This window comes from Aeromicrobium sp. SORGH_AS_0981 (assembly GCF_031453195.1).
GTDB lineage: Bacteria > Actinomycetota > Actinomycetes > Propionibacteriales > Nocardioidaceae > Aeromicrobium.
Map to the genome: position 1 here is coordinate 1,601,282 of NZ_JAVIZD010000001.1, position 13,892 is coordinate 1,615,173.

The window sequence follows — 13,892 nt, forward strand, 5'->3', positions numbered from 1 at the left end:
TCCGCAGCCGTCCAGGGATTGCCATGATTCTTCGGAGTCTTCGCCATCGTTCTGCCTTCTTTCGCATGCGCGGCGCCGACGCAGCCGCGTCGCTTTCGAGACTAGCCCCGGAACCGGACGAAAAGAGCGGATGGCGCCCTGTGTGATCGCTCTGGGATGACCGGCGCCGCTTGGGAGGCCGCTGGCCGTCGACATGCGAAGTGTCTCGCGAGACTCCGAGCCGATGAGAAGATCGAGTATGAGCGCCGATGCTGCCGCCGTCGTGTCGGCTATCGCGGCTGCGGCTAGCGCCGTGCTCACACTGATTGCCGTCGTCATCGCGGCCGCAACGCTCATCGGTGCGCGCAAGGACGCACAGCGCGCTACGGCTCAGGCAGAGACTGACCGCAGGGAAGATCTGCGGCCCTACCTCACGCCCGAACTGGAACGAGAACTCCTTAGCCACGGGACCTTGAACCTCGTCATCAAGAACTGGGGCCGCACGGCCGCACGCGACGTCCAGGTCGCCTTTACGCCTCCGCCCCCGACCGACTTGGTGTCGCTACCCGACAGCGACATGATGAAGTGGCTCTACGAGGCTTACGCAAAACCGATCACGCTTTGGCCGCCGCGGTGGCGCATGACGAACGTCTACCGCGCGGGACAGGACGAGACGGCGCCGGTCAGTCTCAAGATCACGTACGAGGGGCCCGATGGACACCAGTACGAAGACGACTTCACGCTCGACCCCGCGCCGCTGCTCAAGACCACTGCGAGCAGCCCGAGCGACCCTTCCACCTCTGACCCAGGCGCACGACAAGAAGCGTGGCTGAAGCGCATCGCTCGTGGTTTGGAAGCGCTCACCCGGACGATGCGGTGAACCCAAGGTGCAGTCAGCGGGTTCGAAGTACGCGCGCCCGCTCCGGTCTCGAGGTGCATCGCACACGACCGCACGAAGGCATCAACTGACAGGGGCCTCGTAGGACGCGATCGCTTGCGCGAGGAGCCGTTCGCCAGCGCGCACTGAACGTGCGTCACCCTCGAGGGGAAGAGATCCGACACGCTGATATCGAGGGCCTGGGCAAGCATCGGGAGATGACTCGCGCCAAGGTCCTGTTGGCCACGTTCGAGTCTCGACAGCGTGGAGTGGTGAACCCCAACGGCATCGGCGACAGACGCCAGGCTCAGGCCAAGTTCAGTTCGACGCGCAGCAACGCGGCGGCCCAGTTCGGTGAGGGTCGCTCGACGGCCTTCGGACCTGCCCGGGGTGTCAGTAACGGGCATCCACTCACTCCTTGATCGCGCAGGTTCAAGAGTTCAAACCCTCCCGCGACTTCCGCGGGCCTTCTTTGATCTGAGTCTGGGATTGGAGGGGTGGAGGGGAAACAATTACCCTGGAAAGCAGTCCCAATTACCGGGACCGCTCAGGTGGTCAGGAGCGGGGTCGAACCGCTGACCTTCCGCTTTTCAGGCGGACGCTCTACCAACTGAGCTACCTGACCGTCGCCCGTCGTCGTGCCGGGCGACGATCACCTTATCGCACGTCCTCGGGAGGATGCGCAGGCGGTGACCGTCGCCCGCGACGAGCGGGCTCAGACGACGGTGACGGCGTCGTCGAAGGAGATGCGCGGCAGTCGGTCGCCCCACGCGTCGGGGCCGGGGTGACCGATGTTGATGACGTACTCGGAGCGCCACGACGTGCCCGCGAGGAACTCGGCGTCGACGCCGGCGCGGTCGAAGCCGGCCATCGGACCTGCGGCCAGACCGGCCGCGCGGATGGCGAGGATCAGGTAGCCCGTCTGGAGCGCGGTGTTGAGACGTGCGTTGTCGACGCGCAGCTCGGCGTCGTCGTCGAACATCTTGCGCACACCGGGCGCGTGGGGGAAGTGCTCCGCGAGGCGCTCCTGGAAGGCCTCGTCGGCCGCGACGATGACGACGGCCGGCGCCGACGCCGTCTTCGCCTTGTTGCTGCCGCCCATGTGCTGCACGAGGCGCTCACGGGCCTCGGGGCTCTGCACCACGACGAGGCGCAGCGGCTGGTTGTTCATCGCCGTCGGGCCGAAGCGGAACAGGTCGTGGATCGCGCGGATGTCCTCGACCGTGACCGGCTCGTCGGTGAACGTGTTCGCGGTACGCGCCTCACGGAACAGCGCGTCGAGGGCCGCGTCGTCGAGGACGTACGGCGTCGTGCTCGTGGAAGTCATGGAACGTTCAACGAAGGGCGGGGAGGGCCGATTCCCGGTGTGACGCAGACCATGTGCGGTCGGCGGTTTACCACGGTCCCGTGGTAAACGTCGTCGTCCCGAGGCAAGGATCCCGCGGGACGACGACCTTTCCCGCGGGAAGTTTGGACCGCGGGAGGGCGACGGCTGCCGGCTCCCGGGCAGGACCGCAGGACGACGAAGGGCCCACGCCTCGCGGCATGGGCCCTTCCTCGTGCTTCTCTGCGACCCCGACGGGACTCGAACCCGCGACCTCCGCCGTGACAGGGCGGCGCGCTAACCAACTGCGCCACGGGGCCTTGCAGTGCGGCTCAACCGCGGACGCAACTGTATCCCATCCCCGCGACCACCCACACCAGGCCCCCCTCCTGGGCGGCGCGGCCAGGGGCGCGACGGCGCGGATCTATCACGACCATCCCCTCGTCAGCGACCCTTCCGCATCGTGGGACGTCGTCCGCTGGGGCGCGGGGAACGGTTCGATCAGACCCATGAGCCCACGACGTCGCCGCCACGCCCTGCCCCTCGCGCAGCTCGTGGAGCAGGCGACCTGTGTGGCCGAGCAGGTGCGTGCCGAGCTCCACTCCGTGCACGCCGACCCCGACGAGCGGTGGCACGTGCGCCTGCACCACGACGCCGACGTCGACGTCTGGCTGATCTCCTGGACCGAGGAGCAGGGCACGCAGCTCCACGGTCACGGCGGGTCCAGCGGCGCGTTCACGGTCGTCGCCGGCGAGCTCGACGAGCTCGTGTGGGACCCGGCCGCGCGCGAGCTCGAGGAGAGCACCCGCACGCGCGGCGACGTGGTGGCGTTCGGCCCCGGCTACGTGCACGACGTGCGCAACACGCGGGAGGCCACCGCGGTGAGCGTCCACGTGTACTCGCCCCCGCTCGAGCGGATGGACTTCTTCGACGTCGAGCGCGGCTCCGACGGCGCCGACCAGCTCGTGCGCCTCGCGCACGTCTGGAGCGACGACCCCGAGATCGCCGCCCCCGAGAGCGTCCGCGGCCCCGCGGCAGGACGGGTCGCATCGTGAGCGCGCTGCCCGCCGAACCGCCCCGACGTCGCGCGCGCTTCGCCTCCGTCGACGCGCTGCTCGCCGACGCCCGACGTCAGCTCGTGCGCGTCACGCCCCACCAGGCCGCCCACCGGGTCCGCGCCGGCGCCGTCCTCGTCGACATCCGACCGCAGTGGCAGCGCGAGGCCGACGGGGTCGTGCCGGGTGCGCTGCACGTCGACCGCAACCACCTCGAGTGGCGTCTGCACCCCGAGTCGGGGGCGAGCCTCCCGCAGGCGACCTGGGACGCCGAGTGGATCGTCCTGTGCACCGAGGGCTACACGTCGTCGCTCGCGGCGGCAGCGCTGCGCTCGCTCGGCCTCGACGCCACCGACGTCGTCGGGGGGATCCATGCCTGGCGTGCGGCCGGACTCCCGGTCTCGACCCTTCCGATTGCCGATGTCAGTGGGGCCGGGGAGACTGTCGTCCCATGATCGAGTACCGGTCCGTCGGGAAGACGTTCCCGGACGGGACCCAGGCCGTCGCCTCCTTCGACCTCACCATCCCCTCACGCACCACCACCGTGTTCGTCGGCTCCTCCGGCTGTGGCAAGACGACGCTGCTGCGGATGGTCAACCGCATGGTCGACCCGACCGCCGGCCAGGTGCTGATCGACGACGTCGACGTCGCCACGCAGAACCCTGTCGCCCTGCGACGCAGCATCGGCTACGTCATGCAGCACGCCGGCCTGCTGCCGCACCGCAAGGTCGTCGACAACGTCGCCACGGTGCTCCGGCTCAACGGCACCGACAAGAAGGCCGCGCGGGAGCGGGCGCTGGAGGTGCTGCGCACGGTCGGGCTCGACGAGTCGCAGGCGCGCAAGTACCCCGGGCAGCTCTCGGGCGGGCAGCAGCAGCGCGTGGGCGTGGCCCGCGGTCTCGCGGCCGACCCCAACATCCTCCTCATGGACGAGCCGTTCGGCGCCGTCGACCCCATCGTCCGGCTCGAGCTGCAGGTCGAGCTGCGTCGGCTGCAGACCCAGCTCGACAAGACGATCGTGTTCGTCACCCACGACATCGACGAGGCGTTCGCGCTCGGCGACCAGGTCGTCATCCTCAAGAAGGGCGGCGAGGTGGCCCAGGTCGGTGCCCCCGCCGACATCCTCGCCCGTCCCGCCGACGACTTCGTCGCCAGCTTCGTCGGCCTCGACAAGGGCGGCCGCTCGTTGCACGTGGAGGATCGTGACGGCCGCAAGGTCGTCGTCGACGCGTCGGGACGTCCCGCCGGCGTCCTGGAGGGCTGACCCGTGGAGTGGGCGTGGCGCAACCGTGACCAGGTGCTCGAGCTGTTCTGGCAGCACACCTGGCTGAGCGTCGTCCCTCTCGTCATCGGGTTCCTCCTCGCCGTGCCGATCGGCTGGTACGCGAGCCGGCACCCGCGGCTGCGCGGCACCCTGCTGGGGGTAGGCAGCGTGCTCTACACGATCCCGTCGCTCGCCCTGTTCGTCACGCTGCCCGGGATCATCGGCACGGGCTTCCTCGACCCGCTCAACGTGGTCGTGGCGCTCAGCGTCTACGCGGTCGCGATCATGGTGCGCACGGCCGCCGACGCGTTCACGTCGGTCTCGCCGGCCGTCCTCGACTCCGCGACCGCCACCGGCTACTCCTCGCGGCAGCGGGGCTTCGGCGTCGAGCTGCCCCTCGCCGGCCCGGTGCTGCTCGCCGGCGTCCGCGTGGTCAGCGTCTCGACCGTCAGCCTGGTCAGCGTCGGCGCCCTCATCGGCGTCTCCAGCCTCGGCTCGCTGTTCACCAACGGCTACCGGCGCGACTTCCTCACCGAGATCGTCGTCGGCCTCGTCGGCATCGTGGTGCTGGCCCTCGTGCTCGACGCGCTCCTGGTGCTCGCGGGACGGCTGCTCATGCCGTGGGACCGCCAGAGCCGGCGGGCCCAGGGCCCGTTCTGGCGTCGGTTCGCGGGCGGTCGGGTCGCCGAGAGCGCCGTGACTCTCGGGGGCGAGGCATGAGCGTCGTCTCCGATGCCGTCGACTGGCTGTCCGACGGCTCCCACTGGACCGGTGAGACCGGGATCCCGAACCGGGTGCTCGAGCACCTGGGCTACACGAGCCTCACGTTGGTCGTGGCCGCGGCGGTCGCCGTGCCGCTCGGCCTCTACATCGGGCACACCGGCCGCTTCCGGGGCCTGGCCATCGGGGTCACCGGCGCGCTGCGCGCCCTCCCCACGCTCGGGGTGCTGACGCTGCTCACGCTCCTGCTCGGCATCGGCCTCGGCGCACCGATCCTGGCGCTCACGGTGCTCGCGGTGCCGCCGCTGCTCGCTGGCGTCTACGCGGGCGTGGAGTCCGTCGACCCCCAGACCGTCGACGCCGCCCGCGCGCAGGGCATGACCGAGTGGCAGGTGCTCACGCGGGTCGAGGTGCCGCTGGGCCTGCCGCTCGTCGTCGGCGGGTTCCGCGCCGCGACGCTGCAGGTGGTCGCGACCGCGACCGTCGCGGCCTACGTGTCCCTCGGCGGCCTCGGGCGCTACATCTTCGACGGCCAGGCCGTGCGCGACTACCCGCAGATGGTCGGCGGGTCGGTCGTGGTGGTCGTCCTCGCGCTGCTGCTCGACGGCCTGTTCGCCGTCGCGCAGGCGGCGGCCGAGCGGCGCGCCCGCCCTTCCCGACGCGCCACGACCGCCTCCTCCAGCACCGATCCGACCCCCACCAGCCAGAGCACGACCACCCCCTAGGAGAGACATGTCCGTGCACAAGATCGGGCTCGGCGCCGCGCTCGCGGCCGCTGCCCTGACGCTGACCGCCTGCGGCGGCGACCCCACCGAGTCGGGCGCCTCCAGCTCCGACTCCGACACGATCGTCATCGGGTCGGCCGACTTCGGCGAGTCCGAGATCATCGCCGAGATCTACGCCCAGGCGCTCGAGGCCAAGGACGTCAAGGTCGAGAAGAAGCTGCGCATCGGCGCGCGCGAGGCCTACATCCCGGCCCTCGAGAACGGCGAGATCGACCTCATCCCCGAGTACACCGGCAACCTGCTGCTCTACTTCGACAAGAACGCGACGGCCACCGAGTCCGGCGCCGTCGACGACGCACTCGAGGACGCGCTGCCCGAGAAGCTGGAGACCTTCGAGCCGGCCGCCGCCGAGGACAAGGACTCCTACAACGTGACGTCGGAGCTGTCGGAGAAGGAGGGCATCACCTCCATCGGCGACCTCAAGAAGCTCGGCACCGTCAAGGTCGGCGGCAACCCCGAGTTCGAGACCCGCTCCTACGGCGTGCCCGGCCTGAAGAAGGTCTACGGCGTCGAGGACGTCGACTTCACGGCGATCAGCGACTCCGGCGGACCGGCCACGGTCAAGGCGCTGAAGGACGGCGACGTCGACGTCGCGAACATCTACTCCACGACCCCCTCGATCGCCGCCAACGACCTGGTGACGCTCGAGGACCCGGAGAACCTCATCGCGGCGCAGAACATCGTGCCGCTGATCAACGAGGCGAAGGCCAGCGACACGGTCGAGGACACGCTCGACGCCGTGTCGGAGCAGCTCACCACCGAGGACCTCATCGAGCTGAACGGTCGCGTCGACGGTGACGAGAAGGCCGACCCGGCCACGGTCGCCAAGGAGTGGCTGCAGGAGAAGAACCTCATCTGAGGTCCTTCGCGCCCACCCGACGCCCCCTCCCCACGGCCTCACTCGAGGCAGGGGAGGGGGCGTCGTCGCACGCGGGCACGTCACGCCGACCTGTGGCACCCTGTGACCCGTGCCACACGCCGACCTGCGCGGGATCTCCTTCCACCACACCGACACCGGCGAGCCCTGGCCGGGTGCACCGACCCTCGTGATGGGTCATGGTCTGCTGTTCAGCGGGTGGATGTTCCACCCGCAGGTGGCGGCCTTGCGCGACCGGTACCGCTGCATCACCGTCGACTGGCGCGGCCAGGGCGACACGCCGGCGGCCGAGGACGGGACCGCCGACATGGACTCCCTGACCGACGACCTGGTGGCCCTGCTGGACCACCTGGGTCTCGGGGCCGTGCACTACGCCGGTCTGTCGATGGGCGGCTTCGTCGGGATGCGCCTCGCCGCCCGGCACCCGGAGCGGGTCCGCTCGCTCGTGCTGCTGGACACCAGTGCCGGCCCCGAGGACCCGGACAAGGTGGCGCAGTACCGGCTGCTCGCCCGGGTGTACCGCTGGCTCGGCATCGGGCCGGTGCGCGGCAAGGTCGAGCCGCTCATGTTCGGTCCGCACCTGCTCGCGTCGCCGCGACGCGCGGAGGTCGTCGACCCGTGGGTGGCGAAGCTGCGCACCGTCGACCGCCGCGGCATGCGCGCCGCCATCCTCGGGGTCACCGACCGGCAGCCGGTGGTCGACGAGCTGCCCCTGATCACCGCCCCCACGCTCGTCGTGGTCGGCGCCGATGACGTCGCGACGCCTGTGGCGAAGGCGGAGGCGATCGCGGCCGCCATCCCTGGCGCGCGGCTCGAGGTCGTGCCGGATGCCGGTCACTCCAGCACCGTCGAGCAGCCGGAGGCGGTCACCCGGCTGATGGAGTCGTTCCTTGCCGATCACTGACCGCCCGGACCACCGGCCTCGTCGGCGGCTCAGCCGAGCACGGTCCAGGGTCGGCGTGGCACCGCCGCGGCGTCGAAGGACTCCAACAGCTCGGCCGGGGTGTCGCCGACGAGACCCAGCGACTCGACGACCATCGACCACGCGCGGTCGCGACCGAGGTCGGCCAGGGTCACCGCACCGTCGCGCTTCGCGAGCCGACGGCCGTCGACGTTGACCGCCAGGGGCACGTGGGCGTAGGTGGGCTGGGGCAGGTCGAGCAGCGACGCGAGGTAGGCCTGGCGGGCCGCCGACGTGAGCAGGTCGTCGGCCCGGACCACCTGGTCGACGTCCTGGGCCGCGTCGTCGACGACCACGGCGAGGTTGTAGGCGGGGGTGCCGTCGTTGCGGAGCAGCACGACGTCGTCCACGACGCCCTCGACGTCACCGTGGAGGACGTCGTGCACCGTCCAGGAGGTCACGGCTGCGCGCAGCCGCAGGGCGGCCGGCCGCGCCGTGGCCCGGGCGTCGCGCTGCGCGTCGGTCAGGTCGCGGCAGGTGCCCGGGTAGGCGCCCGGGGGCAGGTGCGGTGCGGTGGGCGCCTCCTGGACCTCGCGACGGGTGCAGAAGCAGGGGTAGACCAGGTCGGCGTCGGCGAGCGCCTGGACGGCCGCGTCGTACGCCGCGAGGCGCTCGCTCTGGCGGACCACCGGCCCGTCCCAATCGAGCCCGAGTGCGAGGAGGTCGTCGAGCTGGCGCTGCTCCGCGCCTGGACGGACGCGGTCGAGGTCCTCCACGCGCAGCACGAAGGATCGCCGGGTCGAGCGAGCGAACAGCCAGGCGAGCAGCGCCGTGCGGAGGTTACCGACGTGCAGGTCGCCGGACGGCGAGGGAGCGAAGCGTCCGGCGGGCATCTTCGGAGTATGTCGGATGGGTCTCGACGTAGCGGACGACCATCGTCACGAGGCGGTGGGCCCCGAGCAGGAAGATGGCGCCGACGAAGAGCGTCAGGACGAGGCTGAGGAAGGTGAGGAAGACGACGACCATGTCGCCACTGTAGGTCGCGAACTACACCGTTCCAACTTGGATCTGCGCAGGTCAGACGGGATCTCCGGAGAATGGCCCATGGTGTGACCAAGATCACGACGGGCAGCTCGCGGACGAGGTCCGCGGCTCGCCCGGACGAGGTGCTCGGCACGCGCGGACCGGCCCCGGTCGTGGTCCCCGCGGCGGCACGACCGGCTGCCGCGGGTCCGTGGGGCGACGTCGACGCTCCCGTAGGATCGGCTCTCGTCGGGCAGCGCGCCCGAGACCTGAGGAGGCATGGTGGTGGCGGAGTCGAACGCGTCGACGATGCGCTCGCTCGACCGCGCCATCGACGTGCTCGAGGTCCTCGAGGCCGCGCCCCACGGCCTGCGGCTGAGCGAGATCGCCCGCCGCTCGGGGCTGCACGTGGCCACCGCCCAGCGGATCCTGGGTGCGCTCGAGACCCGCGGCCGGGTCGAGCGGGAGGACAACCGCTACCGCGCCGGGGTCGGCCTGCTCTTCGGGGCGCACGCCTTCCTCACCGGCAGCCCGCTGGTGCTGAACGCCCGTCCCGTGCTGCAGGACCTCGCCGCCGAGACCGGGCTCGCCTCGTCGGTCTTCGTGCGCACCGGCACCAGCCGCGCCGTCATCGCCCGCGTCGAGGGGTCCAACCCGCTGCGCTACGAGCTGCCCGTCGGGGAGCGGCTGCCGCTGCACCTGGGAGCGGGCAAGGTGCTCGCCGCCTACCTGCCGGAGTCGTTGCAGCAGCGGGTGGTCGACGAGGCGGTGCCGTTCGTCACCGCCAGCGGCGTCGAGATCGACGTCGAGGCGTGGCGCGAGGCGCTCGTGACGATCCGAGCGCGCGGCTACGTGGTCTCCGAGGGGGAGCGCGTCATCGGTGCCCGCTCCGTCGCGGCCGCCGTGCGCCTGGGCGACGACGTCGTGGCCGCCCTCCAGGTGGCGGGCACGACCGAGACGTTCCCGGAGTCGCGGATCGAGGCGTGGTCGGCAGCCGTGCGCAACGCCGCCTCGGCCCTCGGCCGCCGGCTCTGACCCTGTCGACCAGGACGCCTCTCGCTCAGCGCAGCGCCGTCGCGTTGGCCGGCGAGCCGACCCCGCCCTCGAGGTGCAGCGGCTTGACGACGACGAGGCAGTGCCAGCGCTGGTCCTGCGCGCACGCCGTCGCGAGGGCGTCGAGACGCCACAGCTCGCCGAGAGGCATCCCGAGGGAGGCGATGAGCTCCTGGTGCATCATCCCGGCGTCGTCGACGGCCGACCCGGCGAACTCGGTGTCGGGCACCACGGGCAGCCGCTCGACCGCGAACGTGTCCGTGGCGAACAGGGCGACCCGGTGGTCCCAGAGCCACCGGGGGAGCGCGCGACGCTGCGCGAACCCGGTGGCGCAGCGACGGTCGCGGACCTCGGTGCGCGCCTCCCGGTCCAGCGCCAGGTACCACGAGGCCCAGCCGGTGTGCACGAGCACGAGGTCGCCCGGCTCGACGGCGACGTCCTGACGCCGGGCGGCGGCCTCCAGGTCGTCGACCTCGAGGACCTCGCCTCGTGCGTGGTCCAGCGGCGCCCCGAGGTCGGCCCGGGCGGCCGCGACGTCGAGCAGCACGCCGCGACCCACGACGGGCCGTTCCGCCCAGCGCTGCACCCCGAGGGTGGGACTGCCGACGGCGATCTGCGCGTCGGCGTGCCCGTCGTAGAACCCCCAGTCCTGGGCGCGCCGGTGCCGCAGGCCGTCGACCTGGGAGCTCGCCTGCAGGAAGAAGTCGAGGCTGTCGTCGCGGGATTGCGGGTGCCCGGCCACGATCGTGTGCCGGGGCGCCTGGCGGGCGCGCGCCATGGGCGGGTCGAAGGCGGCGAGGCCGTGGTCGAGGTTCACGACCTCGCCCGTCCGCACCAGCGACGCCGCCGCGAGCACCTGCTCCGGTCCGGCGAGGTCGGCCATGCCGCGCTCGCTGGTCGGGTCGAACAGTCCCCAGGTGGAGCCGGGAGGGGCGTCACCGCGTCGCAGCAGGTCGTCGTACGACGCGGTGACGTCGAGGGGTCCGTCAGGCATCCTCGTCCCTCGCGCTGGCGGGCCGCAGGTACTCGAGCGCGAACGCGAACAGCCCGCACACGGTGGCGACCGTGAAGGTCGGCGGCCCGAGCCGCTCGCCGATCGCGGCCACCGCGGGACCGTCGCCGGCGACGAGCTGCACGGCCTGTGCCGCGACGAGCACGAACCCGCCGGCCAGGAACACCAGGAGCGTGACGACGAAGCCGAGGCGGAGGAAGGACCGCAGCCGAGCCGTCGCCGGCCTCTCGGACGGTGTGGCGGACGGATCGATGGTCGTCGGGTGGTCGAGGGGGTTCATACGGGCAGCACTCCAGACGCGATGAGGACGCCGATGCCCAGGATGGGCAGGCAGAAGTAGGTGACGAGGGGGCGGAACATCTTGGCGGGGTCGACCTGGGCGAGTCCCGCGGCGACGTAGATCGGCGCACCGGACGGGGGCGAGGCGCCCTCGGTCGAGGCGAAGATGAGGACGGCCGTCGCCGCCACGGCCGGCTCGACGCCGACGCCGATGAGCGCGGCCACGGCCACCGGGCCGATCGCCGCCATCGTGGCCGACGCGGTGAGGGGGATGGCGATCGCGACGACGACGGCACCGACGATGAGCGCCATGACCGGGCGGGGGGCGTCGACGGCCTCCAGCGCGGTGGTCAGCTGCGCCGGCAGTCCGAGCTCGCCGAGCACGTTCGCCGCCGCGAACGCGGCCACGATCGTCACGCCGATGACCCCGAACCGCGGGGCGGCTCCCGCGAGGAGATCGAACCAGTCGCGTCCTCCGCGGGGCAGGTGTCGCCGACCGAGGAACCCGACGATCGCGATCATCAGGACGGGGATCCAGACGATGAGGCTGAGCGCCTCACCGGTGTCGACGCCGACGTAGTCGCTGAGCCGTGCGGACGTCCAGCCCATCGTGAGCAGGACCGGCACGACCATCCCGATGAACAGCGTCAGCGAGGTCCACCCCCGGGAGAAGCTGCGCCCGAACGGCAGCCGGTCGGCGGGGTCCATCGCGCGCAGGTTGTACTTGCGGACCATGTAGGCGTTGACCACGAGGCGCACGCCGAGGCACCAGAGACCACCGATCGCCAGCGGGATGACCAGCTCGTCCACGGTGAGCGTCCCGGTGGTCGCCAGGGCGCCCGTGAGGATGAACATCGTCGAGCTGAACGGGAAGGTGACGCCCATGCCGGCGCACCCGGCGACGACGCTCCCCGCGATCTCCGGGCGGACCTGGGCGCGCTTCATCCAGGGGATGGTGATCGAGCCGACCGCTGCCGTGACCGACGCGCCCACGTGGGCGACGGAGCCGAACGCCCCGGCAGCGACGGTGCTCGTGTAGACCGGTCCGCCGCGGACGCGGCCGAGCAGCGAGTTCAGGATGTCGATCATCCGGGTCCAGCACCGGCGTCTGGCCCAGGATGTAGCTCATGAAGACGAACGCGAGGCCGGCGAACATGACCTGCTCCTGCGTGGCCTCCCAGAAGGCGTGGGTGAGGACGGTCCAGGCGTCGGCGCCGGCGAAGGCCGTGACGACGAGCAGGCCGACCAGCATGGCCTCGCCGATGTTGCGACCGAGGACGAAGTTCCAGACGATGATGGCCGCCATGTAGACGAGCAGGGCGATGATCGCGCTCACGACACCTCCTCCTGGGCCCGACGGTACGCGTCGACGGCCGCAGAGATGCCCTCACGACGCCGGGCCTCCTCCTCCTGCACGGCGCGAGCGGCGGGCAGGAGCGCGGGCGCCTCGTGCGGCCGGACGAAGGTGACGCCGTCGCCGTCGGCCACCACGAGGTCGCCCTCGAGGCACACGACCCCGCCCACCGAGACGGGCTCACCGTGGTGGAAGGGCCCGTTCTTGTAGGGGCCGGCGGCGTTGCGGGCGCGGTGCCAGATGGGGAAGCCCATGTCCTGCAGGTCCTCCGCGTCGCGGATGGCGCCGTCGATGACCATGCCGGCGACCCCCTTGGCGATGAGGCGACCGGCGATGAGCTCGCCGACCAGGGCGCGGCTGGTGTCGGCCTGCCCGTCGACGACGATCACGTCGTGCGGGCGGGCCTGCTCGATGATGCGCTGGATCCCGACGTTGTCGCCGCCGGCGACGGTCACGGTGCGGGCGCGGCCGACCATGGTCGCGCCGCGCCACGGCGCGTGCAGGTCGCGGGTGATGCCGAGACGACCGCGGGCGTCGCCGATGTTGGCCACCGGCAGGTCCGCCCACGCACGGAGCACGTCGGCGTCGACGATCGTGTGGTTCTCGGCGAGCTGCTGGTGCAGGGCCGCGGTCGCGCGGGCCATGACGGGCACGAGGCCCGCGTCGGCGATCTGCCGGGTGGCGTCGCGCATCTCGTGAGCGCGGCGTGCGGCGTGCTTGTAGGTGCTGTCGTAGAGCCGGTCCATCGCGACGGCGCCGTCGGCGAGCTGCTCGGCGACCTGCTCGCGGGTCCAGTCCTCGAGCCCGGCCGCCCGGCCGGCCTCGAGCGTCTCGACGATGAGCGCCGCGACCCCCTTCATCCAGCTCGAGCGGACCAGCTTGCGGGTGGCGGCGTCGCCGGGCGCACCGCCGATGTCGTCGACGTCAGCACCGAGCGCGGTGAACAACGAGGCGGCGACGGCGCTGCCGGAGCCGCTGACGATCAGCGGGGTACGGGCGCCGAAGGTCGGGACCGAGCCGATCACGGCGACGTCGGCGAGGAGGACGTCGTGCCCCTCCAGCGCGGCGCGGACGTCGTCCTTCAGGGCCGACGAGCCCGAGTTCATGTCGGCGAGGCACGCGCCGGGACGCATGGCCGTGGCTGCCTCGGTGGCGACCGCGACGGCGGCGCGCGCTCCCGTGAGGCCGAGCACGACGTCGGCCTCGAGGACGGCGTCGGCGATGGAGGCCGCCCGGACGACGTGGTCGGGCGTCGGGACGTCGCCGGGGTCGTAGCCCGTGACGTCCCAGCCCTGCATCGTGCAGGCCGAGGCGTAGAGCGCGCCTGCTTCACCGAGTCCAAGTACCGCTACGTGCATCACATTCTCATTCCGTGAGAGGTTGTATCGA

17 protein-coding genes, 2 tRNA genes and 1 pseudogene are annotated in these 13,892 nt (G+C 71.7%); 10 read left to right on the forward strand and 10 right to left on the reverse strand.

Annotated features, from left to right (window positions below):
- Positions 1–238: 238 nt before the first annotated feature.
- A complete protein-coding gene (locus QE370_RS08185) occupies positions 239–859 on the forward strand; it encodes a hypothetical protein (RefSeq protein WP_253023265.1) in 621 nt (206 codons plus the stop codon).
- A 179-nt stretch (positions 860–1,038) separates the two neighbouring features.
- Here the strand turns inward: QE370_RS08185 and QE370_RS18185 are convergent.
- From QE370_RS18185 to QE370_RS08200, 4 genes and pseudogenes are all read right to left on the reverse strand, one after another.
- Positions 1,039–1,263 (reverse strand): annotated as a pseudogene (locus QE370_RS18185) (helix-turn-helix domain-containing protein); the annotation flags it as partial.
- A gap of 145 nt (positions 1,264–1,408) precedes the next feature.
- A tRNA-Phe gene (locus QE370_RS08190) sits at positions 1,409–1,481 on the reverse strand.
- A gap of 90 nt (positions 1,482–1,571) precedes the next feature.
- Positions 1,572–2,183, reverse strand: a complete 612-nt coding sequence (locus QE370_RS08195; protein WP_253023267.1) for a malonic semialdehyde reductase — start codon at positions 2,181–2,183, stop codon at positions 1,572–1,574.
- 243 nt (positions 2,184–2,426) lie between these two features.
- A tRNA-Asp gene (locus tag QE370_RS08200) sits at positions 2,427–2,500 on the reverse strand.
- A gap of 189 nt (positions 2,501–2,689) precedes the next feature.
- On the opposite strand from QE370_RS08200, the gene QE370_RS08205 reads away from it, so the two are divergent.
- From QE370_RS08205 to QE370_RS08235, 7 genes are all read left to right on the forward strand, one after another.
- A complete protein-coding gene (locus QE370_RS08205) occupies positions 2,690–3,235 on the forward strand; it encodes a cysteine dioxygenase family protein (protein WP_067854326.1) in 546 nt (181 codons plus the stop codon).
- On the forward strand, positions 3,232–3,690 hold the full coding sequence (locus tag QE370_RS08210; RefSeq protein WP_067854328.1) for a rhodanese-like domain-containing protein: 459 nt from the start codon (positions 3,232–3,234) through the stop codon (positions 3,688–3,690). Before QE370_RS08205 ends, QE370_RS08210 begins: the two co-directional genes overlap by 4 nt.
- On the forward strand, positions 3,687–4,499 hold the full coding sequence (locus tag QE370_RS08215; RefSeq protein WP_309634063.1) for an ATP-binding cassette domain-containing protein: 813 nt from the start codon (positions 3,687–3,689) through the stop codon (positions 4,497–4,499). Before QE370_RS08210 ends, QE370_RS08215 begins: the two co-directional genes overlap by 4 nt.
- A 3-nt stretch (positions 4,500–4,502) precedes the next feature.
- Entirely contained in the window at positions 4,503–5,219 is a 717-nt protein-coding gene (locus QE370_RS08220) for an ABC transporter permease (protein WP_067854334.1), read from the forward strand.
- Positions 5,216–5,944 carry an ABC transporter permease subunit gene (locus tag QE370_RS08225; protein WP_309634064.1) on the forward strand — a complete coding sequence of 243 codons (729 nt, stop codon included), beginning with the start codon at positions 5,216–5,218 and terminating at the stop codon, positions 5,942–5,944. The genes QE370_RS08220 and QE370_RS08225 overlap by 4 nt, the downstream gene beginning before the upstream one ends.
- Before the next feature lie 7 nt (positions 5,945–5,951).
- Complete coding sequence (locus QE370_RS08230; RefSeq protein ID WP_067854336.1) at positions 5,952–6,863, forward strand: ABC transporter substrate-binding protein; 912 nt, start codon at positions 5,952–5,954, stop codon at positions 6,861–6,863.
- Between the two features lie 109 nt (positions 6,864–6,972).
- Positions 6,973–7,785, forward strand: a complete 813-nt coding sequence (locus tag QE370_RS08235; protein ID WP_309634065.1) for an alpha/beta fold hydrolase — start codon at positions 6,973–6,975, stop codon at positions 7,783–7,785.
- A 29-nt stretch (positions 7,786–7,814) separates the two neighbouring features.
- Here the strand turns inward: QE370_RS08235 and gluQRS are convergent, their stop codons facing one another.
- Entirely contained in the window at positions 7,815–8,675 is an 861-nt protein-coding gene (gluQRS, locus tag QE370_RS08240; protein WP_067854342.1) for a tRNA glutamyl-Q(34) synthetase GluQRS, read from the reverse strand.
- Positions 8,623–8,808, reverse strand: coding sequence for a hypothetical protein (locus QE370_RS08245; RefSeq protein WP_067854345.1), 186 nt, complete (start codon positions 8,806–8,808; stop codon positions 8,623–8,625). Before QE370_RS08245 ends, gluQRS begins: the two co-directional genes overlap by 53 nt.
- A gap of 282 nt (positions 8,809–9,090) precedes the next feature.
- On the opposite strand from QE370_RS08245, the gene QE370_RS08250 reads away from it, so the two are divergent.
- On the forward strand, positions 9,091–9,840 hold the full coding sequence (locus QE370_RS08250) for an IclR family transcriptional regulator (RefSeq protein WP_253023285.1): 750 nt from the start codon (positions 9,091–9,093) through the stop codon (positions 9,838–9,840).
- A gap of 25 nt (positions 9,841–9,865) precedes the next feature.
- Here the strand turns inward: QE370_RS08250 and QE370_RS08255 are convergent, their stop codons facing one another.
- From QE370_RS08255 to QE370_RS08265, 3 genes are read right to left on the reverse strand one after another with little or no spacing between them, the layout of a single operon-like run.
- Positions 9,866–10,852, reverse strand: coding sequence for a cyclase family protein (locus QE370_RS08255; protein ID WP_309634066.1), 987 nt, complete (start codon positions 10,850–10,852; stop codon positions 9,866–9,868).
- Positions 10,845–11,150 (reverse strand): hypothetical protein, encoded by a 306-nt coding sequence (locus tag QE370_RS08260; protein WP_067854353.1) that lies wholly within the window; start codon positions 11,148–11,150, stop codon positions 10,845–10,847. The genes QE370_RS08255 and QE370_RS08260 overlap by 8 nt, the downstream gene beginning before the upstream one ends.
- Complete coding sequence (locus QE370_RS08265; protein WP_309634067.1) at positions 11,147–12,238, reverse strand: TRAP transporter large permease subunit; 1,092 nt, start codon at positions 12,236–12,238, stop codon at positions 11,147–11,149. The genes QE370_RS08260 and QE370_RS08265 overlap by 4 nt, the downstream gene beginning before the upstream one ends.
- A gap of 38 nt (positions 12,239–12,276) precedes the next feature.
- On the opposite strand from QE370_RS08265, the gene QE370_RS08270 reads away from it, so the two are divergent.
- Complete coding sequence (locus QE370_RS08270) at positions 12,277–12,459, forward strand: hypothetical protein (RefSeq protein ID WP_309634068.1); 183 nt, start codon at positions 12,277–12,279, stop codon at positions 12,457–12,459.
- A 22-nt stretch (positions 12,460–12,481) separates the two neighbouring features.
- Here QE370_RS08270 and QE370_RS08275 read toward each other — a convergent pair whose 3' ends face one another.
- Positions 12,482–13,861, reverse strand: coding sequence for a DUF1932 domain-containing protein (locus QE370_RS08275; RefSeq protein ID WP_309634069.1), 1,380 nt, complete (start codon positions 13,859–13,861; stop codon positions 12,482–12,484).
- Positions 13,862–13,892: the final 31 nt, after the last annotated feature.

What these genes read in the sequence shown, in the direction of transcription:
- QE370_RS08265 (WP_309634067.1), bottom strand. Translation starts at nt 12,238, where the DNA reads ATGATCGACATCCTGAACTCGCTGCTCGGCCGCGTCCGCGGCGGACCG.
- QE370_RS08195 (WP_253023267.1), bottom strand. Translation starts at nt 2,183, where the DNA reads ATGACTTCCACGAGCACGACGCCGTACGTCCTCGACGACGCGGCCCTC.
- QE370_RS08230 (WP_067854336.1), top strand. Translation starts at nt 5,952, where the DNA reads ATGTCCGTGCACAAGATCGGGCTCGGCGCCGCGCTCGCGGCCGCTGCC.
- QE370_RS08275 (WP_309634069.1), bottom strand. Translation starts at nt 13,861, where the DNA reads ATGCACGTAGCGGTACTTGGACTCGGTGAAGCAGGCGCGCTCTACGCC.
- gluQRS (WP_067854342.1), bottom strand. Translation starts at nt 8,675, where the DNA reads ATGCCCGCCGGACGCTTCGCTCCCTCGCCGTCCGGCGACCTGCACGTC.
- QE370_RS08215 (WP_309634063.1), top strand. Translation starts at nt 3,687, where the DNA reads ATGATCGAGTACCGGTCCGTCGGGAAGACGTTCCCGGACGGGACCCAG.
- QE370_RS08205 (WP_067854326.1), top strand. Translation starts at nt 2,690, where the DNA reads ATGAGCCCACGACGTCGCCGCCACGCCCTGCCCCTCGCGCAGCTCGTG.
- QE370_RS08185 (WP_253023265.1), top strand. Translation starts at nt 239, where the DNA reads ATGAGCGCCGATGCTGCCGCCGTCGTGTCGGCTATCGCGGCTGCGGCT.
- QE370_RS08270 (WP_309634068.1), top strand. Translation starts at nt 12,277, where the DNA reads ATGAAGACGAACGCGAGGCCGGCGAACATGACCTGCTCCTGCGTGGCC.
- QE370_RS08260 (WP_067854353.1), bottom strand. Translation starts at nt 11,150, where the DNA reads ATGAACCCCCTCGACCACCCGACGACCATCGATCCGTCCGCCACACCG.
- QE370_RS08225 (WP_309634064.1), top strand. Translation starts at nt 5,216, where the DNA reads ATGAGCGTCGTCTCCGATGCCGTCGACTGGCTGTCCGACGGCTCCCAC.
- QE370_RS08255 (WP_309634066.1), bottom strand. Translation starts at nt 10,852, where the DNA reads ATGCCTGACGGACCCCTCGACGTCACCGCGTCGTACGACGACCTGCTG.
- QE370_RS08245 (WP_067854345.1), bottom strand. Translation starts at nt 8,808, where the DNA reads ATGGTCGTCGTCTTCCTCACCTTCCTCAGCCTCGTCCTGACGCTCTTC.